We start from the raw sequence: 23,366 nt of genomic DNA, 5'->3' as shown, positions 1-23,366 counted from the left end.
ATCTCAGACCTTGATTACCAGACCAGAATTCTTTTTTCTGGTGCCACATACATTTTAGCCGTGGGCTGCACGTCAAAAGCTTTATAAAATGCCTCCATATTATACACTGGACCGTTTACACGGAATTGCTCCGGACTATGTGGGTCAACCTTCAAACGCAAACGCATCCGTTCATCACTGCTTTTAACACGCCAAACCTGTGCAAAGCTCAAGAAAAATCGCTGATCCGGTGTAAATCCGTCAATCTTCTCATTCCCCTGCCCTTGTTTTGTCAATTTGAACGCATCATAGGCGATATTCAGCCCACCGATGTCTGCCAAATTTTCCCCTAAGGTCAGTGCACCGTTTACATGCTGGTTGTCCAATAAAGTAAAACTTCCATATAATTTGACGACTTGATCTGCACGCTCCGTAAATTGCTTGGCATCTACAGCGGTCCACCAATCATTGAGGTTGCCAGCCTTATCATATTGCCTACCCTGATCGTCAAATCCATGTGTCATCTCATGTCCGATCACCGCGCCGATGGCTCCATAATTGATTGCATCATCAGCATTGGCATCAAAAAATGGGAACTGTAATATTCCGGCTGGGAACACGATTTCATTATAAGGCGGATTATAATATGCATTTACGGTAGGTGTAGTCATTAACCACTCTGTTTTATCAACGGGCTTACTGATTTTACCCACCATTTCTTTATACGCATGCTTTGCCGCTGCTTGCAGATTGGCATAATATGTATCTTTAGCAATCTCTACATCACTGTAATCTTTCCATTTCTCCGGATAACCAATTTTCTTTGTAAATGCTTCTAGTTTTTCAATAGCCTTTTTCTTGGTTTCAGGAGTCATCCAGTCCAGCTTTTCTATTCTGGACTTATATACCTTTTGCAGATTATCCACCAATTCCAACATACGCTGTTTTGCTTCAGGTTTAAAATAGTCATCTACATACAGTTTGCCGACGATTTCACCCAAGCTCCCATCCGCTGAGCTCACCATTAATTTCCACCGTTCCTTTTGTTGTTTCTGTCCATTCAGGGTTTTACCATACAGGTCGAATTTAGCATCTCGAAAATCTTTGCTTAAAGCATTGGCCGAAGCATTCAGCAAATCAGCCTTTAACTTTGTTTTCCAAACAGCTAGCGGCTGTGACTTCAATAAGTTATTCAGTGCAAGATAAAACTTGGGTTGCTGAACAAGAATCGTATCTGTCTTCACCTCCAAACGTCCCAAAATATCTTTCCAGTTCAGATTGGGTGTTTGCTTTTGAAAATCCTGAACCGCAAATTTGTTGTAATTTTTAATGGGATCCCGAAGCTCAACAGGTGTTAGATGAGACTTTGCGATTTCCGTTTCCAATTTCAGCACATCCTCCGCAGACTTTTGGGCATCCGCCCCCTCACCGATCAGACCAAACAATTTCACCAAATAAGCGACATAGGCCGCCCTAATTTTTTTTGCCTTGTCGTCCTGATCCAGATAATAACTTGCCTCGGGTAGATTCAAGCCTCCTTGAAAAAACTGCAGTGCATTTTTATTGCTTATCCGGTCATCGGCCCCCACGTAGAAAGAGAAAAGATCACCATCCCCTTCTTTAAAACCATCTGCAGCATAGGCAATCAGCTCATCCATATTTTGCAGCGCATTGATCTTCTGGATGGTCGGCTCTATCGGCTTTGAACCAAGTTGATCAATGGTAACCGTATCCATTCCGCTAGCATAGAAGTCACCCGCTTTTTGCTGATCAGTTCCTTTTTTGCTGCCAGAATTGGCTGCATTTTCCAATACAGTCTTTAACTTCTCCAGATTTTCATCTGCCAGAATATAAAAAGACCCCCAACCGGTTTCAGAAGCTGGAATTGCTGTATTTTTCATCCAGCCACCATTGGCATATTGGAAAAAGTTGTCACCTGGGTTAACGGTGGTGTCCATACCAGAAACATCAAAAAAATTGGTCCTGGCCGTTTGTTCACTCTCATTGTTCTTATTGGACTGACATGACATCATCATTAAAACGATAGAAAGTGTTCCCCATTTTACTTTTTGTATCATACTTTATAAGATTAAAGAATATAACTAAAGCTAAGCATATTTTGAAGCCCTACAAAAGCAAGACTTCATTATTTCAAAAGTTTTACTTCATACAGGTCTTTACGTCGGTCTTTCATGATCTTGACGGTGCCGTACTCATGGAGATCCCGAAGGGCATACAGATCAACATCTGCAATGAGCACCATTTCAGCATTCGGTGTGGCCTCCGCTTTAATCGCATTATTTGGAAAAGCAAAATCCGAAGGGGTAAAAACCGCAGACTGTGAATATTGAATATCCATATTGTTAACACGCGGTAAGTTTCCTACCGATCCCGCAATGGCGACATAACATTCATTTTCAATTGCTCGTGCCTGCGCACAGCTTCTTACGCGGATATACCCATTTTGGGTATCCGTCATAAACGGTACAAACAGAATCTGCATCCCCTGGTCTGCCAAAATACGACTGAGCTCCGGAAATTCCACATCATAACAGATCAACAAGCCTACTTTGCCACAATCCGTATCAAATACTTTAACCTCACTTCCTCCCACCATGCCGTAATATTTAAACTCATTCGGTGTGATGTGGATCTTCTTGAATTCATCGAGCTTACCACTACGATGGCATAGGTAAGAAACATTATATAGCTTTTTGTTTTCCACGACCGGCATAGAGCCTGCAATAATATTCACATTGTATGAAACGGCGAATTGTTGAATCCGGTCAATAATTTCATTTGTATGCTGTGCCAGTTTTTCCATTGCCAAGCGCTCAGGAAGATCATTGTAGGGACGCATTAAGGGCGTATTGAAAAATTCTGGAAATAGGATAAAATCTGTTCCATAGTCACTCACCGTATCCACAAAAAATTCAATCTGGTCATAGAAAGCTTCGATATTGTCAAACAGACGCATCTCCCATTGCACCAGTCCCAGACGGATCGTCTGTTTTGTGGTGGAAATAGAGCGTGTATCCGCTTCATAATAGATATTGTTCCATTCAAGCAGTGTGGCAAATTCCATGGACTCCGCATCCTCCGGCAGGTAATGTTTCAGGATCTTTTTGACATGAAAGTCATTAGAAAGCTGAAATGTCAATGTTGGATCATAGATCTCCTTCCGTTTTACTTTTTCAATATATACTCTCGGACTCATTTTGTCCGCATAATTATGGTAATTGGGAATCCGTCCTCCAGCAACAATGCATTTTAAGTTCATCTGTTCACAGAGTTCCTTTCGGGCATCATAGAGACGCCGTCCCAGTCGTAGCGCACGATGTTCAGGATGCACAAATACCTCGATTCCATATAAAGTATCACCATCATCACTGTGTTTACTAAACTTACCATCATCAATAATATCATAATAGCTATCATAGATATTATTCTTTTTTGAATTGAGAATAATGGACAATGCACAGGCAACAACACGTCCATCGATTTCCACACACAATTGCCCTTCTGGAAATAAATCGATCAAATCCTGAATATTTTCCCTTGTCCAGGTTTCCCCCACGCCCTGATACGCTTCCTCCATTGATTTCTTTAAATCAACATAATCCTTCTTTGTCAAGTTGCGCACTTGAATATCCATATAATTCTCCTTTTAAAATAGTTTTCATAAAATTAGCAAAAGTCAGGCCCAAGCCCAAACATCAGTATACTCCGGCAACCACAGTCAGTGACAAAAAAAAGCGCCAATTGTTTTATTGGCGCCTAAAATATGCTGAAATAATTTTCTACAGACTATGCTTGACCTTGTGGAGTTCCGAAAGGAAACGCTACGGTAGGATCACCACCTTGTTGTGGTTGTTGTTCAGCAACACCAGCATCCATTTTGATTGGACCGTTCAATGCTTCGAAACGGTTTACGTTATCAACCAATGCACCCAACAAGCGTTTTGCGTGCTCTGGAGTCAAAACGATTCTTGATTTCACTTTTGCTTTTGGCACTCCTGGCATCACACGGATAAAGTCAACCACAAATTCTGTATTAGAGTGAGTGATAATCGCAAGATTTGAGTAGGTTCCTTCTGCTACTTCTTCTGTCAACTCGATGCTCAATTCGTTTTGATTTTGGTTATTTTCCATAATAATTCTAAATGATAAGTTAATATAATCTTAAATTCTATTTTGTAAATGTTCTAAAGTCCTGTCCATCTTCAATATTCAATAATGTTTCGTAAATCAGACGAATCACATGATCGACATCCTCCTTGTGTATCATCTCCACGGTCGTGTGCATATATCGTAGTGGCAATGAGATCAGAGCTGAGGGCACGCCGCCATTACTATAGGCAAAAGCATCCGTATCTGTACCCGTATAACGTGAGCAAGCCTGACGCTGGAATGGAATATTACTCTGCTCAGCAACCTTAACTAACAGTTTATTTAGGTTAACCTGAACTGCTGGAGCATAGGATAATACCGGACCTTTTCCAGCGAATAAATCCCCTTGCGTAATCTTATTGATCATCGGGGTCTGGGTATCATGCGTTACATCGGTTACAATAGCGACATTCGGTTTAATCCGGTCGGCAATCATTTCGGCACCACGCAATCCAATTTCTTCCTGCACCGAATTTACGATATATAATCCAAACGGCAATTTCTTTTTATTCTCTTTTAACAGTCGGGCCACCTCGGCAATCATAAAACCTCCAGCACGGTTGTCCATGGCACGGCCAACATAATAACGATCATTTAAAACGGAGAAGGTATCTTCATAGGTAATCACACAGCCCACATGTACACCCAAAGCCTCTACCTCCTCTTTCGTACTGCATCCACAGTCCAAAAAGATATTTTTCAGCGAAGGGTTTTCTTCTTTTTCTCCCGAGCGGGTATGTATCGCCGGCCAGCCGAACACCGCTTTAACAATCCCTTTGTCCGTATGGATATTGACACGTTTTGAAGGGGCAATCTGGTGATCCGAACCACCATTGCGCACCACGTAAATCAAACCATCCTTGGTAATATAATTGACAAACCAGGAGATTTCATCTGCATGGGCTTCAATCACCACTTTATAAGCAGCCTTGGGGTTGATTACCCCCACGGCGGTTCCATAATTATCCACGAAAGTTTCGTCCACATAAGGCTTCAAATAGTCCAACCACAGACGTTGACCATCCCATTCAAAACCTGTTGGTGAAGCATTGTTTATATATTTTTCAAAAAATGAAAGCGAAGCTTTTGTAACGACAGCTGTCGTTTTCTGTTCTTTTTTCTTATTCTTTTCTGCCATCTTTTCCTTTGCTGTTTACTTCTGTCAAAATATGAAAATTTCAATAAAATGCAAAAGTAAAAATGTTTTTTGGAATATTCCTTTTACAATTCACATTGATTTTGTTGAAAAATAAGATTAAACCTTATCTTTACCTTGATAATTTAAACTGACATAAAATATATGAATTCGATACTAAGTGCTATCCATTGGAATATTGATCCCGAAATGTTCAACTTCGGCGCATTTGCCTTACGCTATTATGCCCTGTGCTGGCTGTTGGCATTTTTTGTTTCCTATGTGATTATGTTACGTATTTTCAAAAAGGAAGGCCGTACACAAGAACAATTGGATCAACTCTCCATTTATATCTTTTTGGGTACCTTGATCGGGGCACGTCTTGGCCACTGCTTATTTTATGATTTTGATTATTATAAAGATCATATCCTCGAAATCTTCCTCCCCTTCAAATGGGACGAATCGGGCTTTCATATCACCGGCTTTGCGGGGCTTGCCTCCCATGGCGGAGCAATCGGTATTCTCATCGCCTTGTATCTCTTCTGTCGTAAAACAAAAACCGACTTTTTATGGCTTGCAGACCGGCTGGTGGTCGTTGTACCAATCGCTGGAGCGCTTATCCGTATCGGAAACTTCTTCAATTCTGAAATGATCGGTACCCCAACAGATCTACCTTGGGCTGTTGTTTTCGAGCGCATCGATCAAGTTCCACGTCACCCAGGTCAACTGTATGAAGCCTTCGCCTACATTCTTATTTTTATTATCATTGCCTCATTGTTCAGATCCAATCCAAATCGCCAAAAGGGCCAGTTATTTGGTATTTTCATGGTACTCTTATTTGGCGCACGTATGGTCTTGGAACATTTTAAAATTGATCAGGAAGCCTTTGAACAAAGCATGGCATTAAATATGGGACAGCTATTGAGCATTCCATTTATTTTAATAGGCCTTTACTTTATCTTTCGTAAACCAAAAGCTAGTTAAAATAATACGCTATCGTTTATAAAACATATTTATTAAGCATCTTTTTCAGAAAAAAGATGCTTTTTTGTACCCATGGTTCAAAGGTGCACCTGATTTCAGGCGTGGATCTGTTTCAAATATTTGTCGAATATCCGTCAAACAGGTTTAAAAATACTGCCGATGCTATCCTATATTTATCCCAAACAATCCATACTCCAAAAAACTACAACATATCCTTTAAATCTTACAAAGGAATGTGAGACAAATTCACGATTTTTGGGTTCAATTTTGTAAATTGAATTAAAATAATCTTCATGAAACTTGCTATAAAAAACATGGTCTGCAACAGATGCATCATGGTTGTCGAAAACGAATTAACCAAGCTTAATCTGCATATTAAACACATCGCCCTGGGACAGGTTGAAATCGAGGAAACGCTGACTAAAGCACAAACTGCACAATTAGCACACAATTTTTCTGCACTGGGGTTTGAGTTAATTGACGACAAAAAGACAGTTTTAATTGAACAAGTGAAGCTTTTAGTACTGGATTTGATCCGTAATCAACACAATAATACCAACCTCAACCTTTCGGAGATCATCAGCAATCAGGTATACCACGATTATAATTATATCTCCAATTTATTCTCTGATGTGGAGGGAATGACGATCGAAAAATATTTTATCAGCCAAAAGATCGAGTATGTCAAGGAATTGCTGGTCTACGATGAGCTTACTTTAAGTGAAATTGCTTATCAGCTGAATTATTCCAGTGTAGCATACCTAAGCAATCAGTTCAAAAAAGTGACTGGTCTCACACCAAGCCACTTTAAACATATCAAAGAGAACAAACGTAAACCATTGGATAAGATCAATGATGCGGGTTAGACCGGTTTTTGCACTATGTGTTGATTACTTAAGCAGATGAGCTAATGAATAGATCAAAAAAATAAAACAGAAAAGGCTTCCGAGCGGAAGCCTTTCTTTTAAAATTGCCCTTTCAAATTAGCAACCCTTTCTTTAAATATTTCGAGTTCATTTTGCTGTTGAATTATGAAGGCATTTTCTTCTAGCTTTCCAACAACAATATCACGTTCTTCTTCATTGGCATACACCATATTTTTAAACGGATTTTTATAGTCCTTAGCTCGGGATTTATAAATTTGTTCCCCAATCCAAATACGGTGTCCTAGCGCTTGATCCAACAAAGATACGATTTTATCTTTGGATATCTCCATGCCTTCCAACTTCAATATCTCAATTAATGACAGCAGCGCATGCTTTTGTTTATCCGATAGATATTCTTTACTTTTTTCATGATAAAACTCATGTACATCCTCCCATGAATCAATCCGCTTGGATTTGATATCATCCAAAAAACGTTGTAGGGCATTGTATTCAATCAATTGACCACCGACATTTTCCCAGCGCGTCCGCTGTTCAGTACGAAGGCTTTCCAGGACATCATCTAATGAAAGTCCTTCTTCCAAGGCATCCATGAGATGCAATACACCGTAATATTTAATAAACGAACGGTAAAGATGATAAGCTTCCCCTACTTTCTGGATGATAGTAGGCCTACGCGAATTTTCCGCTTCCGTCAATACGATGGTTTTATCTTTTAAATCAATATTATTGGCTAACAAAGCCCGTCCGGCCATTAGCTTTTGCTGTCTGGTCTCATGTTCGCCAGGTTGCAGGCTGTCTGCTACCGCCAATGCCAATGTATCCATACCGGTAAACATTTCATTTACCGTATCAGGGGCAAGCATATCATATTCAAAATATTGATTTTTGAAGTTTCTGTTGTCCCGCGACTGATACTTGTTGGCATTGCGTACCAGTGCATACATGTTGTACATAAACCAATAGCCTGGAATTAATACCAACCGGTCATTTTGTACATCGTTGCTCACTAATGTGAAAGGCAGTTGGATATCCAGTTCGTGGAGGAAATCACCTTTTACGATCAGGCAGTAAGAGGCAAATCTCGAATTATGTTTCAGGCTCACACAGAGTCCGGGCCAAAAACCACGCCCGGCAATAATCTCCCCATCCGCTGCCCTGGAGTTGTGGTTGGATCCCACAGTTGCTCCCGCTGCCATATTGCTCTGCCCCATCACCAATGCTGCACATAAAAAAGAATTGTTATGATGCTGCTCATGCGCCGGGAAGATCAGCGAGTTCAACACCTCACAGCAGGAGATTGTTGAATTGTCTCCCAGATAAGAATTGATCAGCCGGGCACCATATTTAAGCTGTGAATAAGAAGCAAGTATAAAACGTACGGCTTTCACACCATAAAATATACGGCAGCCATAGCCAATAATACCATTGACAAGCTCACAGCCTTCACCAATTTGCGTATAAGATTCTTGTGATGAATTGACGGTTACATTCTTCAGCTTATTGACACCTTTGATATAGGCATCCGTACCGATCTTCACATTTTTGATCGTAAAGGTATTTTTAATAATGCACCGATCCCCAATTTCACTATAATATCCCCGCTGTGTGCCAAACTTGTGATCGGTGAGTTCCTCAAAACGGCGCTGCAGATCAGTGTCCTGCCGGTTGCGCGTCCATAGATAAACATCTGCCGCCTGCATACCATCAAAGGGATAAACAGATCGCGCTCCATTTTCGTTACACAGCTCCAACTGGATACGCTTATGCGGTTCTTCACCATCCCTTAAGATACCATTTCCAAACTTCGCCGTACTACCTGTTTCCATCTCTTTGATCTGACTAAGCAGCACATCGTTGCCCACAATGAAATAAGACAGGTACCCCACATGATGGACTGCGACATCATCCCCAAAGTCAGAACTGATAATCGTCGAATGATAAAGCCCGATGGGTAAGCGCAGATTACGGTATTCCAGATAACTTGGATTTAAGTTTCCTATACGGACCAAACCATAAAATTTGCAGCACTGAATCTGATTGGGATCAAATATTGCGGAAACTTTTACCTTAGACCAGTCACTGGACCAATTTCCATTTTCTATTAATTGTTGGATTTCCGCGGCAGTGAGATCCCTGTAGTCACGACGTGGATTCTGTTGGAAACGCAAGGTATATTCGTCCTGTCCTTCCCGAATAAATTCGGCAGGGATAAAGTCATATCCCAGCTGTTCTAAAGGTCTTTTCTTCAATACACTCATGAACCTCCTTATTCTACAGTAACCGATTTGGCCAAATTACGGGGTTTGTCCACATCCAAGCCCAATTCCACACCAATGTAATACGATAACAACTGTAATGGTACGACAGCGATCAAAGGAGCGATGATCTCATCGGCTTCAGGAATCTCCATAAAGTCATCCGATAACGCTTCAGATACGGCGTCACCTTGGGTAACGACAGAAATAATCTTGCCTTTACGTGCCCTTATCTCCTGGATATTTGACACTATTTTTTCATGATAGGCGTCTTTTGTCGCAACAAAGACAACAGGTAGATTTTCATCAACCAATGCAATAGGCCCATGTTTCATTTCGGCCGCTGGATATCCTTCAGCATGAATATAGGAGATTTCCTTTAACTTGAGTGCTCCTTCTAAGGCTACCGGGAAATTATAGCCCCTACCCAAGAATAAGAAATCCCGTGCATCTTTATATTTTTTGGCAATTTGCTGAATCTTCTCAAGCTGCGTATCCAATATCCATTCGACTTTCTCAGGAACAGCATTCAATTCCTTCGTCAGTTCTTGAAAACGTTCTTCATTGATAGACCCTTTCAAGGAAGCAATCTTTAAAGCAATCAGGTTCAACACCGTTAATTGTGCCGTAAAAGCTTTTGTACTTGCCACTCCGATCTCCGGTCCAGCATGGGTATAGGCTCCAGCATCTGAAAGACGGGCGATGGATGATCCAACCACATTCACCACCCCCAAAATAATGGCACCTTGTTTTTTTGCATTTTCCAAAGCAACGAGCGTGTCTGCGGTTTCGCCACTTTGAGAAATAGCCAATATGACATCACCAGGATGGATAACAGGATTACGATAGCGGAATTCTGATGCATATTCTACTTCTACATTAATGCGGCAAAGTTCTTCAATGATATATTCTGCAATCAGTCCTGCATGCCAGCTGGTACCACAGGCGACAATGACTATACGGTTTGTGTTGCTGATTTCTTGTGCAAATTTTTCGATACCGCTTAATGTAATTTGATGCGAATGCAAATCCAGGCGTCCGCGCATCGAATCGTATATCGTATGCGGTTGCTCAAAGATCTCTTTCAGCATAAAGTGATCATATCCACCTTTTTCAATGGCAGACAACTCCAGATCCAATTTTTGGATATATGGAGTGATCCGCTCATTCCCCAGGTTTTTAAGGATCAATTCTTCAGGGCTGATAATAGCCAGCTCGTAGTCGTTAATATAAACAACTTCTTTGGTGTATGCCAGCATAGGTGAAGCGTCTGAACCTAAAAAATGTTCATTTTTACCGATTCCGATCACCAGAGGGCTCCCCTTTCTGGCCGCAATAATACGGTCTGGATGGCCTGCTTCCAACACCAGGATCACATAAGCCCCTACGACTCTTTTTAATGCAATACGAATTGCTTCCTCTAATGAGCATTCATTTTGTGATTGAATCTCTTCAATGAAATTAACAAGGACTTCTGTATCAGTATCACTCTTAAAAGTATATCCCTTGCTTACCAATTCAGATTTTAAGGAAGCATAGTTTTCTATGATACCATTATGGATCATTGCGATACGACCGCTGTTTGAATAATGGGGATGGGCATTTCGGTCTGAGGGTTCACCATGGGTAGCCCACCGGGTGTGGCCTATTCCTGTAGTTGACTGGAGATCCTTGTCATAGACAAACTCTTCTAAATTCGCTACTTTACCTGTTTTTTTGTAAACATCGATCTGATCACCTTTATGCAATGCTACTCCAGCACTGTCATATCCACGGTATTCTAATTTTTTCAATCCATCAATGACGATACCATACGCCTGACGGTAACCTGTGTATCCTACAATTCCACACATGCTTGTCTCAATTTTAAAGTATATATTTTGTTAATGCGGCCGCAATGTAGTAAAAAAAAATTACGCAATCGATTGATTAACCTAAAATTAACATAAAAAAAAGGGAGACTAATTCACATAGTCTCCCTTTTCCTCCTCTTGTGGAGGTCTATTTATTTAATGCTCAGCCACATCAACATGATCATATTCTTCCACCATCAATGCTTCATAGTTAGTTTTTTCCTTCTTACCAAAACGACGCTGAAGGCTATCAAAAATGGAATATACAACAGGCACAACGACCAAGGTCAAAAATAAGGAGGATAACAGACCTCCAATAATAACAATGGCCAGGCCTCTATTCATATCGGCACCATCTCCAGTCGCAATGGCAATGGGTATCATACCAAACACCATCGCAATCGTTGTCATCAAGATCGGACGTAGACGGGCATGGTTGGCTGCCACAAGTGCATCGTGCGTATTGTCTCCAGCTTCTTTCCGATGATTGGCAAAGTCGACCAACATGATCGCATTTTTAGCAACCAGACCGATCAGCATAATGATACCTAAAATGGTAAAGATATTTAAGGTCTGATTTCCTAAAGCAAGGAATAACAATGCCCCAATAAAAGACAATGGGATAGAGAATAGAACGACGAATGGCGTAATAAAACTATCATATAGAGCCACCATGACAAGATAAACCAGGATAATGGATGCCAACAAAGCAATTCCCAATGTACCAAAACCTTCAGTTTGGTTTTCCATATTACCACCCCAGATAAATACAATACCAGGTTTGCGTGGAAGTTTCTCAAACTGGGCCTGCCACTCTTGGGCCACGGTACCCATTGGGCGACCTATGACCTGTCCTTGGATAGATACTGCTGGTGATTTATCGCGACGTTCCAATAAAGTTGGGCCCGAACCGTAGGATACCGTTGCAAACTGCTCCAACGAAATAGAAGCTCCTTGATTATTGATAAATTTCAGATCACGAACATTATCAATACTAGCACGGCCATCCTCACTGTAACGGATGTTGATATCATATTCGTTATCACCAGCTCTATATTTATTGTCTGTATTCCCGGAAAATGCCGTCTGCATGGTCATACCTACCGTAGAAACATTTAAGCCCAATGAGGTCATTTTATCGCGGTCGATCTTCACATTGATCTCTGGATTACCAGCTTCAGAGGTAAGCTTTACTCCTGCTGCACCAGGAATTTTGCGCAGTTGGTCGGCGGCTTTCTCAGCAAACTGTTGTGCGTCTTCTACGGAAGCTCCGATGATTGTCAATTTCAAAGGTGCTTGTTCTGCCCCCATAATACCGACATTCACAGTCTTGATTTTGGCACCGATCAATTTATTTTCCAATTCACGTTTTAACGTTGCTGAATATACCTGGGAATTACCCTCAAAGTTCTCTTTATCCAAAATAACATGGATCTCCGATTTATACCTGGATCCAGTTGTTGAAGCCATCCCGTCAGAAGACTGTCCTACTGTAGTGATGATTTCCTTTACATCGGGTTTAGATTTGATATAAGCTTCCGCTTTTTGGGTCAACAAGTTGGTTTTTTCCAAAGAAGCATCTTTATCCAGCTCCAATTGGATAAAGAACTCACCACGGTCTATTCCAGGAAAGAAATCAGAACCGATGTACCCCTTGACCACCAACATAAAGGAAGCGATCAATAACCCCACAGCAAGTCCGAGGGTTGCCAATTTATTCAAACGGCCTTTTAATGCCCACACCAATAAGCCTGACACCCAGTGCGTAAAACTTGTCAATCCACTTTCAAAGCCATGGATAATCCTGCCAAAGAGCGAAGTCTTGCTCAGGTGTTCCAGTTTACCAAAACGGGAATACAACCAAGGGACAACCGTAAACGATACCAACAAGGACAACATGGTTGAGATAATGACGGTCACACAGAATTGCGCCAAGATATTAGCAACCAAACCTGTTGACATCGCAATTGGTAAGAAAACCACCACGATCACCAAGGTGATTGCCGTAACGGTAAATCCAATCTCTGAAGCACCATCAAAGGCAGCGCGAACTTTATTTTTCCCCATCTCCATATGGCGGTGGATATTCTCAATCACCACGATCGCATCATCCACAAGGATACCAACCACAAGCGACAATCCTAATAAGGACATCAGATTTAAGGTATAACCCATCAATAAAAGGCCGATAAATGTTGCAATTAATGATAAAGGGATGGCCACCATGGTAATTGCCGCATTCCGTAAACTCTGCAAGAAAAACAACATGATGAAACCAACCAGAGCAATAGCGATCATTAAATCATGGATCACATTATCGGCTGCATTCAATGTAAAATCAGACGAGTCATTGGCCACCAAAATGTTGATGTTATTGTCCTTATAATCTTTCTGTACCTGTTCAATGGTCTTCTTTACCCCTTCTGAAACCGCTACGGCATTGGCATCAGACTGTTTAAACACCTGCAACAAAATCGTATTCTGACGGTCCAGGCGGGCTACTTTTTCAATCTCTTTGATCCCATCCTGAACATCGGCAATATCGCGCAGATAGATCTGTACACCTGCAGGAGTCGTTATTGGAAGATTTCGCAATTCTTCAATGGAAGTCACTTTTCCGGCCAAACGGATTGTCGTTCTATTATCACGTGTGCTGACATTACCGGTGGGGAAGTCAAGGTTTGAAGCAGCAACAGTTTGTTGAACCTGCGCAATCGTTAAACCATATCCTTCAATTTTTTTGGGGTCTACAGAAATTTGGATTTCCCGTTCTTCGCCACCGATCATGTCCACTTTTGCAACGCCATTAATCCGTGCAAAAACTGGCTGTATTTTATTGTCCAATAAGTCATAAAGCTCCTTTTCGGATAGATTTGACGTAACGGCCAAACTCATGATGGCCACATCATCCAAGGAGAATTTAGACAGTGATGGCGTCTTTACATCGTCGGGCAAATCATTGACGACAGCATTGATCTTTCGCTGGGCATCTGTCAGAAGGAAATTGACGTCAGCACCGTTATTTAGGGTGATCATTACAATAGACACACCCTCCAAGGAAGTAGATTCAACCTTCTTGATACTCTCCAAGGAGGAAATCGCATCCTCAATTTTCTTGGTAACAGAGCTTTCTACCTCTGCCGGAGATGCTCCAGGATAAACTGTCTGTACCGTGATGACGTTGATCTCAAACTTTGGAACTAACTCGTACCCAAGCTGAGTATAGGAAAACAGTCCACCTAATGTCAGTATGATAAACAATACTATAATTATGCTGGGACGTTTTATGGATATTTCGGTAATTTTCATTAGATTTCTTATTTACAAGTGTTCGTATTCAATGCTTAAAGCACATTACACTCGGTTAGTGAGCCTGCTGAAGCTCATGATGATACCATTTGTTATCAATTTTCTGTATTCATTATTTAATAATTTCAACAGGACTCTGATCAAACAAATTGATCTGACCTGAAATAATCACTTGATCTCCATTTTGCAAGCCACCCAGGATTTCGATAAAATCGCCAAAGTTTCTTCCCGACTTCACATTCGTCTCTATCGCTTTTCCATTTTTCAGCACGAAAATCTTATTGTCACTCACACTGCCTACAAATGCAGTACGTGGTACAATCAAGGTATTGCCAGCAACACCTTCACCGAACATAGCCGTACCATACATCCCTGCACGCAACTTATTTGAAGCATTGTTAACCTCAATCTCTACAGGAAAATTCAAACTACCATCAGATTTAGGCGCAATAAAAGTCACATTACCTGTAAATTTCTGATCGGCATAAACACTTGCAGAGACATCCACAGATTGGCCTATCTTTAAAGTAGCCACATTTTTTTCATCTACATTCACCCGCAATTTCAAGGTAGCGACGTTCACAATGTCAAAAGCTGGAGCTCCAATATTCAGATAGGTTCCCGGCTCTATTTTACGGGCATTGACGATACCGGAAACAGATGTTTTTATCGTTACATCACCGGCATTGAGTTTGGATGCCCTCAAATTATTCTTCGCATTTTCAAATTGTAATTTAACCTGATCCAACTGTTGTTTGGTCACACCTCCAGTAGAGTATGCACTTTCAAAACGATGCAAGTCAGCCTGTGCATTGGTAAATGCCGCTTGTGCATTCGCGACATTTACATCTAATTTATCACCTTCGATAATGGCTAGGGTCTGTCCAGCACGTACATGAGACCCTTCATCGACCAGTACTTTCACTACTCTTCCTGCTGTCTCAGCAGAAACAGTAACTTCTTGTTTTGGTGCAAATGTCCCATTGGCCGTATAACGCAAATCCATCGATGTTATCTTTGCTGTATCTATACGAACTGCGATGGCAGCATTGGTTTTGGCTACCTCTGCAGTTTCAGCTTCATTTTTCTTTTTATTTTTATTTAACACAAAAAATATTCCTGCTAGACCAGCAGCAATAATAAGTAGGGTAATTATTCCGCGTTTCATATTGTATAAGTCAATTATTCGTTAATTAGTGATTTTAATTCGCCATTTGCCTTAATAATTTGTACCTCGGCAACTTTATAGTTCAATAAACTGGTATTGAGATTATTTTCAGCATCGGCCAGAGCCCTTTCAGCGTCAAGTAACTCAGTTAAGCTTGCTAGACCATTATTGAAGTTATTTTTTGTGTCATCCAATACACCCTTGGCCAGTACCACATTTCGACGGTTATTATCAATAGTTAACAAGCTGATCTTTATCTGTGACTTTGCATTTTCTTTGGCCAGATTAAGTCCGAGCTTGGTGTCTTCAAGATCGACTTGTGCTTGTCTGATTTGAATATCGGCCTGATTAATCCTAGCTTTAATTGTTCCTCCCGTAAATATTGGCACGGAAAGATTTAAACCAATACTTGATGTCTTTGGCCAGGTAAAATCCCCCCCTATTGGAAATCCTTTTCCAAAACCATTAAAACCAAAATCACCACCTAAGGACAATTTCGGGTATAGATCAGCAACCTTGGATTTCTTGTTCAATTCGTACAATTCAATCTGCTTTTTCATCAACTGTACTTCGGTCCGGTTTTCGACATTATCGGTTTCAACCGCTATCGTAGGATTGATTTCAAAGGTCTCCTGCGATAATTCAATATCCTCTTCAATCGGTTTACCAATAGCAAATTTCAATGCATTTTCTTTAATCTGTACCGCATTCATCGTTTGTTGTTTCTGCGCTTCCAGATTATTCAAATTCACGACCAAACGGTCCAAATCTATTTTCTTAGCGAGCCCAGCATTCACGAGACCTTCCGTTACGTCTTTTGTTTTCGTTGTACTCTGCAGATTATTTTCTATGGTCTGTAACTTCAAATGCTCTTGATAGATTTCGTAATAAGCATTAGCCACTTTTTCGATTACCTGTTCATCGGTCAACTGTGCGTTGATCTGATAAAACTCTTTTGTTGTTTTAGCAGCCTTCAAGCCAGTAAATATAGATTGGTTAAACAACTGTTGATTTAAAGAAACTACGGCATTTGAATTCCAGGGTTGTCCCATTTTGATTTTTTGGGTTTGTCCACCTGCTTCCAATACCATTTCCGGAATCAATACATTATATTTAAGGGAACCGTTGGCAGTGATTTGTGGCAATGCGCTACCCCTGACCTCATCGATCTGGTATTGAGAATTTTCAAGATCCAACTTTGCCTTCTTCGCCTCCTTTTTGTTCTGCAAAGCAAATTTTATGGCATCACTTAGGCTTAATTGCTGCTGTGCATGACTTTGGAAAACCATCGTACCTAATAAAAGGCTGGCTAGTATTCTGATTGTTTTCATTCCTAATTTATTTATCCTAATTTTATATCTACTTTTTATTTATGCCATTAAAAAATAACTTTGTCGCTAATTTCTGTTTCTGCAATACCTCATCAAAGCGGTCTTGGTTAGGTATTCCAGAAATGATATCTGAAATATTGCACATCAACGATAAGCTCTTCATCAATTCCACATAGATCTCTGCCGTTTCGTATAAATGTTCATCATTCAACTCCCCTTTTTCAGCACCTGTTTGAAAAATTTCATACAACGCTTTGACATCCCGATTATGAAGACATTGAAAAAATTCCTGCATGGAGAGTCCTTTTATCCATTCTAGATTTTCATTCATATGTAATATATAGTACTTACGCACAAATGCATCTCTCAACTCCAGAATCTTCATAATCAGTTCATAAGTTGACCCTGTATGAACGGCCACCATCTGCTCTTCTTCTTCCCGATATTGATCGGTCAACCGCACGATCACATCACGTATAAGCGCATTTTTCTCTGAATAATAATAATATAAATTTGCCTTCGTAATCTTTATATCTTCAGCAATCTCATTCATCGTTGTTTTACTAAATCCATAATGCATAAAACGTCTTATTGCTGCTTGAATGATCTGATCTTTTCTATCTTCCATTTTTCAAAAAACTCCTTTCTACTTTCTGACTTTTACAAGAAATTGTTCAAAAATATAAAAAGTAACATTTCACACAAAATATATTTTGAAAATCATTATGAATTTGATATTTAACTGACAACAAAAAAAGGCAAGCTCTAAACAGCTTGCCTTTTCTTTATAACTCAAATTTTGCTAAAATGCTACAGTATTTTGAAAATGTTTTTGGAATTTCCTTTTGTCCAATTTATACAATCTTGCTGCACGATAAGCGACACCGGTCTGTACTTCGTCCAGTTCTTTTAAGAAGCCATAATTTTGCATTTTCTTTCTAAAATTACGTTTATCGAGGGTTTTATTTAAAATACTTTCATACACTAATTGCAACTGTGTCAGTGTAAATTTTTCAGGAAGCAACTCAAATGCAATCGGTTTATAAGCCAATCGCCTTTGTAATCTTTCTAAGCATAAATCCAAAATTTGCTTATGGTCAAATGCCAGTTCCGGGACATTTCTTACAGGAAACCATTTAGCCTGTTTCATGTAATTTGTAACAGGTTTGGTTTTTAATTTGGTATGGTCCAATTGAATCAGGGCATAATAGGCTACCGTTAATATCCGACCTTTGGGATGCCTTTTCAATCCTGCAAAAGAATGGAGTTGATCCATAAATACATCCTTCAAACCTGTATTTTCATACAGAATTCGTTTTACAGCATCTTCCATTTCTTCGTCATTATCCACGAAGAAGCCTGGCAATGCCCACCAATCCTTAAAAGGATATTCATTTCTTTCAGCCAAAAGAATCTTTAATTCTCCTTCATGAAAGCCTAATATGACACAGTCTACGGTAAAATTACTATACAAAACTTCTAAATTTATTTATGTGCAAATCCTGAGCTAAATTTATCGGCTACTAATCATCGGGTTATCTGTAACAATTATACGCTTCCTAAACGTGATGCGCAAAAAAATAATGAAAAATTTATTCAAAGTGTAGAATATACACTATAAAAATCTTATATTCGTAAAACCTAAAATATAGAGTGTGATAAAAGAAATTAAAAAAATAGGCGTATTAACATCTGGCGGTGATGCCCCCGGCATGAACGCTTGTATCCGTGCAGTAGTCCGCACGGCCCTACACAAGGGTCTTCAGGTAACAGGAATCTATCAAGGGTATCAAGGTTTGATTGATGGTAATTTTAAGGAAATGGACACCCGTTCTGTGAGTAACATTATCCAACGTGGAGGTACCATATTAAAAACGGCGCGTTGTCTTGAATTCAAAACAGCTGAAGGCCGTCAATTGGCATATAAAAATCTACAGGATGCTGAAATAGATGCTTTGGTTGTGATCGGTGGTGATGGTACATTTACCGGTGCTAACTTCTTTTCCAAGGAGTTTCAAATCCCCATCGTTGGTATTCCTGGTACAATTGATAATGACTTATACGGATCAGATTATACCATTGGTTATGATACCGCTAACAATACGGTAATTGAAGCTATTGACAAAATTAGGGATACTGCAGCCTCTCACGAACGTCTTTTCTTTGTTGAAGTGATGGGCAGAGATTCCGGATGCATTGCCTTGAATGCGGGTATCGCCGGTGGTGCTGAGGCTATTTTATTGCCAGAAAAAGAAACCGCAATTGATGATCTAATCCGTCATTTGGAAGATGGCGCCATTAAAAAGAAATCCTCCTCTATCGTCATTGTTGCAGAAGGTGACCAAAATGGTGGGGCTTATTACGTCGCAAAAAAAGTAAAAGAAAAGTTTGATCATTACGACACGAAAGTTAGTATATTAGGGCATTTACAACGAGGTGGGGCTCCGACGAGTTTTGACCGCGTACTTGCCAGTAGATTGGGTTTTGCTGCAGTCAATGAAATTTTGGCTGGAAACACACGGATTACCGTTGGTCTCCGTGGCAATGAAATCAAAACAACTCCAATTGAAGAGGCAATCAGCAATAAGGAAATCAAACTTAGTCCTGATCTATTGGAAATGGCTGAGATTTTATAATTAAAATAGAGCAAACTATGATAGCAGTAGTATATAGTGGATCCCGGTTCTCAGACTGGAGGTTAGCTGATAAAGGCAGAATAACAACCGGCTTCCGCATGAATGGAATAAATCCTTATCTACAAGATGAGCGCTCCATACTACAGCATTTAAATAGAAACACCAACCTGATCAATAACGCTGAGAAGATACGCCGCATTTATTTTTTTGGTGCCGGATCTTCATCAAAGGAACGCAAAGATAAAATCAAAAACGTTCTCGAGCGTTTTTTTATCAATGCCCGTGTAAAAGTCGATCATGATGTCATCGCTTCAGCCATTTGCACATTTGGTGATGAGAAAGGGATTATCGGTATCATAGGGAGTGGGTCCAATGCGGCTTATTATACAGGAAAGAAAATCATAGAGAATAACTATGGCTTGGGTTATATCTTGGCCGATGAAGGTGCGACAAACTGGAACAGCCAGCAATTGCTCAAGCATTATATGACAGATACCCTGCCGGTTGATTTGCGGGACAAACTGGAGAAGGAGTTTACGTTGGACAAAAAGATGATCCTAGAAAAGGTTTATATTGCCCCCCAACCCACAAACTTTTTAAATTCTTTCACTGATTTTGTTTTAGAGAATAAAGATCATCTCTTTATCAATCAGTTGATCAAAAATGGATTGCGGACCTTCATTAAGACCTATATTAAACCTTTAATGAAAGAATATCCTGACAGCGATGTCAATTTTACAGGTTCGGTTGCCTTTAATTATGAAAATATACTCCGGGAAGTTGCAACAGAAGAATTTAATATCGGTATTGGCACCGTTGTAAAGGAGCCGATACATAATTTAATTAAATATTATATCAATAAAAATTAAGAATATGAAAATCGGAATTAATGGATTTGGCCGTATTGGTCGTTTAGCATTCAGAGCTGCTATCAATCGTCCAGAAATTGAAATTGTTGGTATCAATGACTTAGTTGAGCCAGATTATATGGCCTATATGTTGAAATACGATTCAACACATGGTAAATTTGATGGTACTGTAGAAGTAAAAGATGGTAACTTGGTTGTCAATGGAAAAACAATCCGTGTAACTGCTGAAAAAGATCCCGCAAACTTGAAATGGAATGAAGTAGGTGCTGAAGTAATCATCGAATCTACAGGTTTCTTCTTAACACAAGAGTTGGCTCAAAAACACATTGATGCAGGTGCAAAAAAAGTAGTTATGTCTGCTCCAGCAAAAGATGATACGCCGACTTTCGTTATGGGTGTTAACCACAAAGAATTGAAAGCGGATCAAAACATTGTTTCAAATGCATCTTGTACAACAAACTGTTTGGCTCCTATCGCTAAAGTATTGAATGATAAATTTGGTATCGTTGAAGGTTTGATGACAACTGTACATGCGGTAACTGCTACACAAAAAACAGTGGATGGTCCTTCAGTAAAAGACTGGAGAGGTGGCCGTGGTGCATACCAAAACATCATTCCTTCTTCTACAGGTGCTGCTAAAGCTGTAGGCTTGGTACTTCCTGAGTTGAAAGGCAAATTGACTGGTATGTCATTACGTGTTCCTACGGCTGACGTTTCTGTGGTTGACTTAACCGTACGTTTAAACAAAGGTGCTTCTTACGAAGACATCAAAGCAGCCATGAAAGAAGCTTCTGAAGGTGAGTTGAAAGGTATCTTGGGCTACACAGAAGATGAAGTTGTTTCAACAGACTTCTTAGGTGATGCACGTACATCAATCTTCGATGCCAAAGCTGGTATTTCATTGAATGAGAACTTCGTTAAAGTTGTATCTTGGTATGACAACGAGTGGGGTTATTCAAATAAAATCGTTGATTTGGTATTAGAAGTTGGTAAATTATCATAAACATACTGATCAAAGTAATCATAAAGGGCTATTCAATCTGAATGGCCCTTTATTTTTTCCTATTAGGAATCAATATGTTGAAGCTCCAATATAAAAAAAACCACCCGTACCTTTCGTAATTTCAATTAAAGCGTCTATATTTGCAGCATCAATAAAGCAAACAGCTGCATTGAAAAGGTGCCATAGCTCAGTTGGTAGAGCAAAGGACTGAAAATCCTTGTGTCGCTGGTTCGAATCCAGCTGGCACCACCAAAATCACAGAATGCAAGATTCTGGATACATTGAAAAATAATTCCTATGCGAAAATAGCTCAGTTGGTAGAGCACAACCTTGCCAAGGTTGGGGTCGCGAGTTCGAATCTCGTTTTTCGCTCACCTGCCTAGGTGGTGGAACTGGTAGACACGCAGGACTTAAAATCCTGTTCCCGTTAAGGGAGTGCGGGTTCGATTCCCGCCCTAGGTACAAGAAAAGCTCATCATTAGATGAGCTTTTCTTGTTTATGGTCAATTCTACGCTCCCTCTCCGATTCGCTCGTTTTTTTCAGTAATCATCCCAATAGCTGAAACATCAAAATTTTTCAGATTTTATAACCTCTATGGCTTTCTTTAGGTATAATGGTTTAGCTTTTTTTACGGCCAACAGCCATTCGTTTGTTGTTTTGATTTCTGTAAGGTTTAATTGTTGGGCGAGATCAATCGCTAAGGGAATATCGGGTTTTATGCCTTCTTTGATTTTATATATCTTGCCTGTCCGATCTTTGATGACTCCAACGGTTAAATTTACTTGGAAGTTTTTCCCAATGATATAGGGGTAGTTTGCCGAGGTATTTCCTGCGGTAGTCTGACCGACAATTCGCACGTTCTTCTGCCCCTTAAAATGGGCAACCAAGAATTCCGAAGCACTCACCGTTAAGCCACTTGTAAGCACAATAATCGGAATACGATTATTCCTGATTGCAATGGCTGGATTTTGTTCGTATTGGAGATCTAATAATTTGGCTATTTCCTGTTCCTTTTTTGAAAGATTATTTTGTTTTGTCTGAACCCTTTCTTCCTTACCTTTATTATCTATATTGGAATAAGTGTAATCAGTATCGATTAAATTGGCAAGATGCCAAATCATCGGAAACACACTTCCACCAGCACTATTCTCGGTTAAATCAATTATCCAAGCCTTAGGGTTCAATCGATCCAACAGCTGAATTTGCTGTTTTATAGTATCCACGTATTTCCTTTGTTCATAAAAAACATCAGGAAGTTTAATGTAACCGTAATTTCCTTCCAAAAGACGACTTGAATAGGCTTTTGCTGGCAGCCCCGCTTCTTTGTCCGTAATTTTGGTAAGCTTCTCAAACAGATTTGACTCCGATTCGTTCCCAAGAACCTGTTCATCAAAGAATACTGATGAATGCCTGTCTCCCAAACCTTTTATAACCTTTTCGAATAAGGGTTTTAATTTACTTGATTCACTTATATTTTTTGTTTTTTCTAATAGTGCTGCCCGTAGGGAATCCCAGTTCACGGTATTGCTCATGTAGGAATTATTTTCTACAGTATCTAAAAAAGAAACAACCAATGAGCGGATGTCTGATTGCTGTGCCTCCACAGGTAATTGAAGCAACGAAAAAAATAGGAAAAGAAATAGGATATTCAATTATGGAATACGCATTATGATGGAATATTGTTATTGTACTAAAAAAGGCACATGAATTATCTAGCAATTATTACCTAAAGGAAATCAAATATAGTTGAATTCAATTTATACAACTTTTTTAAAGTTCCAAAATT

At 39.9% G+C, this 23,366-nt stretch carries 17 protein-coding genes and 3 tRNA genes; 8 read left to right on the top strand and 12 right to left on the bottom strand.

The window, feature by feature from the left end; all coding sequences use genetic code 11:
- Positions 1 to 14: 14 nt before the first annotated feature.
- The 4 genes from HX021_RS02225 to HX021_RS02210 form a co-directional block, all read right to left on the bottom strand.
- A complete protein-coding gene (locus tag HX021_RS02225; protein WP_286588012.1) occupies positions 15 to 2,057 on the bottom strand; it encodes a M13 family metallopeptidase in 2,043 nt (680 codons plus the stop codon).
- A gap of 68 nt (positions 2,058 to 2,125) precedes the next feature.
- Positions 2,126 to 3,634, bottom strand: coding sequence for a bifunctional GNAT family N-acetyltransferase/carbon-nitrogen hydrolase family protein (locus tag HX021_RS02220; protein WP_286588011.1), 1,509 nt, complete (start codon positions 3,632 to 3,634; stop codon positions 2,126 to 2,128).
- A 152-nt stretch (positions 3,635 to 3,786) separates the two neighbouring features.
- Positions 3,787 to 4,131: a DUF3467 domain-containing protein gene (locus HX021_RS02215; RefSeq protein ID WP_286588010.1), complete on the bottom strand. Its 345-nt coding sequence runs from the start codon at positions 4,129 to 4,131 to the stop codon at positions 3,787 to 3,789.
- Positions 4,132 to 4,168: 37 nt separating this feature from the next.
- Complete coding sequence (locus HX021_RS02210) at positions 4,169 to 5,287, bottom strand: M42 family metallopeptidase (RefSeq protein WP_286588008.1); 1,119 nt, start codon at positions 5,285 to 5,287, stop codon at positions 4,169 to 4,171.
- Between the two features lie 162 nt (positions 5,288 to 5,449).
- Here HX021_RS02210 and lgt point away from each other — a divergent pair, with 162 nt between their 5' ends.
- The gene (lgt, locus tag HX021_RS02205) at positions 5,450 to 6,268 is read left to right on the top strand and encodes a prolipoprotein diacylglyceryl transferase (RefSeq protein WP_286588006.1); all 819 of its coding nucleotides are present in this window, start codon (positions 5,450 to 5,452) and stop codon (positions 6,266 to 6,268) included.
- 293 nt (positions 6,269 to 6,561) lie between these two features.
- A complete protein-coding gene (locus tag HX021_RS02200; RefSeq protein WP_286588005.1) occupies positions 6,562 to 7,134 on the top strand; it encodes a helix-turn-helix domain-containing protein in 573 nt (190 codons plus the stop codon).
- Positions 7,135 to 7,232: 98 nt separating this feature from the next.
- Here the strand turns inward: HX021_RS02200 and HX021_RS02195 are convergent, their stop codons facing one another.
- The 7 genes from HX021_RS02195 to HX021_RS02165 all read right to left on the bottom strand — a co-directional run bounded on the left by HX021_RS02195 (position 7,233) and on the right by HX021_RS02165 (position 18,545).
- A complete protein-coding gene (locus tag HX021_RS02195) occupies positions 7,233 to 9,413 on the bottom strand; it encodes a DUF4954 family protein (protein ID WP_286588003.1) in 2,181 nt (726 codons plus the stop codon).
- A gap of 8 nt (positions 9,414 to 9,421) precedes the next feature.
- A complete protein-coding gene (glmS, locus tag HX021_RS02190) occupies positions 9,422 to 11,263 on the bottom strand; it encodes a glutamine--fructose-6-phosphate transaminase (isomerizing) (RefSeq protein ID WP_286588001.1) in 1,842 nt (613 codons plus the stop codon).
- Positions 11,264 to 11,419: 156 nt separating this feature from the next.
- The gene (locus HX021_RS02185; protein WP_286588000.1) at positions 11,420 to 14,572 is read right to left on the bottom strand and encodes an efflux RND transporter permease subunit; all 3,153 of its coding nucleotides are present in this window, start codon (positions 14,570 to 14,572) and stop codon (positions 11,420 to 11,422) included.
- A 112-nt stretch (positions 14,573 to 14,684) separates the two neighbouring features.
- The gene (locus HX021_RS02180) at positions 14,685 to 15,740 is read right to left on the bottom strand and encodes an efflux RND transporter periplasmic adaptor subunit (RefSeq protein ID WP_286587998.1); all 1,056 of its coding nucleotides are present in this window, start codon (positions 15,738 to 15,740) and stop codon (positions 14,685 to 14,687) included.
- A gap of 14 nt (positions 15,741 to 15,754) precedes the next feature.
- Positions 15,755 to 17,071: a TolC family protein gene (locus HX021_RS02175; RefSeq protein ID WP_286587997.1), complete on the bottom strand. Its 1,317-nt coding sequence runs from the start codon at positions 17,069 to 17,071 to the stop codon at positions 15,755 to 15,757.
- A gap of 28 nt (positions 17,072 to 17,099) precedes the next feature.
- Positions 17,100 to 17,699 (bottom strand): TetR/AcrR family transcriptional regulator, encoded by a 600-nt coding sequence (locus tag HX021_RS02170; protein WP_286587996.1) that lies wholly within the window; start codon positions 17,697 to 17,699, stop codon positions 17,100 to 17,102.
- 174 nt (positions 17,700 to 17,873) lie between these two features.
- On the bottom strand, positions 17,874 to 18,545 hold the full coding sequence (locus HX021_RS02165; RefSeq protein ID WP_286587994.1) for an NUDIX hydrolase: 672 nt from the start codon (positions 18,543 to 18,545) through the stop codon (positions 17,874 to 17,876).
- A 184-nt stretch (positions 18,546 to 18,729) separates the two neighbouring features.
- Here HX021_RS02165 and pfkA point away from each other — a divergent pair, with 184 nt between their 5' ends.
- The 6 genes from pfkA (at position 18,730) to HX021_RS02135 (ending at position 22,041) form a co-directional block, all read left to right on the top strand.
- Positions 18,730 to 19,707 carry a 6-phosphofructokinase gene (pfkA, locus tag HX021_RS02160; RefSeq protein ID WP_502958993.1) on the top strand — a complete coding sequence of 326 codons (978 nt, stop codon included), beginning with the start codon at positions 18,730 to 18,732 and terminating at the stop codon, positions 19,705 to 19,707.
- 17 nt (positions 19,708 to 19,724) lie between these two features.
- Positions 19,725 to 20,576, top strand: coding sequence for a hypothetical protein (locus HX021_RS02155; RefSeq protein WP_286587990.1), 852 nt, complete (start codon positions 19,725 to 19,727; stop codon positions 20,574 to 20,576).
- A gap of 4 nt (positions 20,577 to 20,580) precedes the next feature.
- Positions 20,581 to 21,579: a type I glyceraldehyde-3-phosphate dehydrogenase gene (gene gap / locus HX021_RS02150; protein WP_286587989.1), complete on the top strand. Its 999-nt coding sequence runs from the start codon at positions 20,581 to 20,583 to the stop codon at positions 21,577 to 21,579.
- 176 nt (positions 21,580 to 21,755) lie between these two features.
- Positions 21,756 to 21,831, top strand: a tRNA-Phe gene (locus HX021_RS02145).
- 47 nt (positions 21,832 to 21,878) lie between these two features.
- Positions 21,879 to 21,951, top strand: a tRNA-Gly gene (locus HX021_RS02140).
- A gap of 5 nt (positions 21,952 to 21,956) precedes the next feature.
- Positions 21,957 to 22,041: transfer RNA gene (locus HX021_RS02135), tRNA-Leu, on the top strand.
- 105 nt (positions 22,042 to 22,146) lie between these two features.
- Here HX021_RS02135 and HX021_RS02130 read toward each other — a convergent pair.
- Positions 22,147 to 23,199 (bottom strand): S41 family peptidase, encoded by a 1,053-nt coding sequence (locus tag HX021_RS02130; RefSeq protein ID WP_286587987.1) that lies wholly within the window; start codon positions 23,197 to 23,199, stop codon positions 22,147 to 22,149.
- Positions 23,200 to 23,366 lie beyond the last annotated feature (167 nt).

The sequence above is a fragment of the Sphingobacterium sp. N143 genome (genome assembly GCF_030325625.1).
In the GTDB taxonomy this organism is placed as follows: Bacteria; Bacteroidota; Bacteroidia; order Sphingobacteriales; family Sphingobacteriaceae; genus Sphingobacterium.
This window is presented reverse-complemented; position numbering and strand designations above follow the sequence as displayed.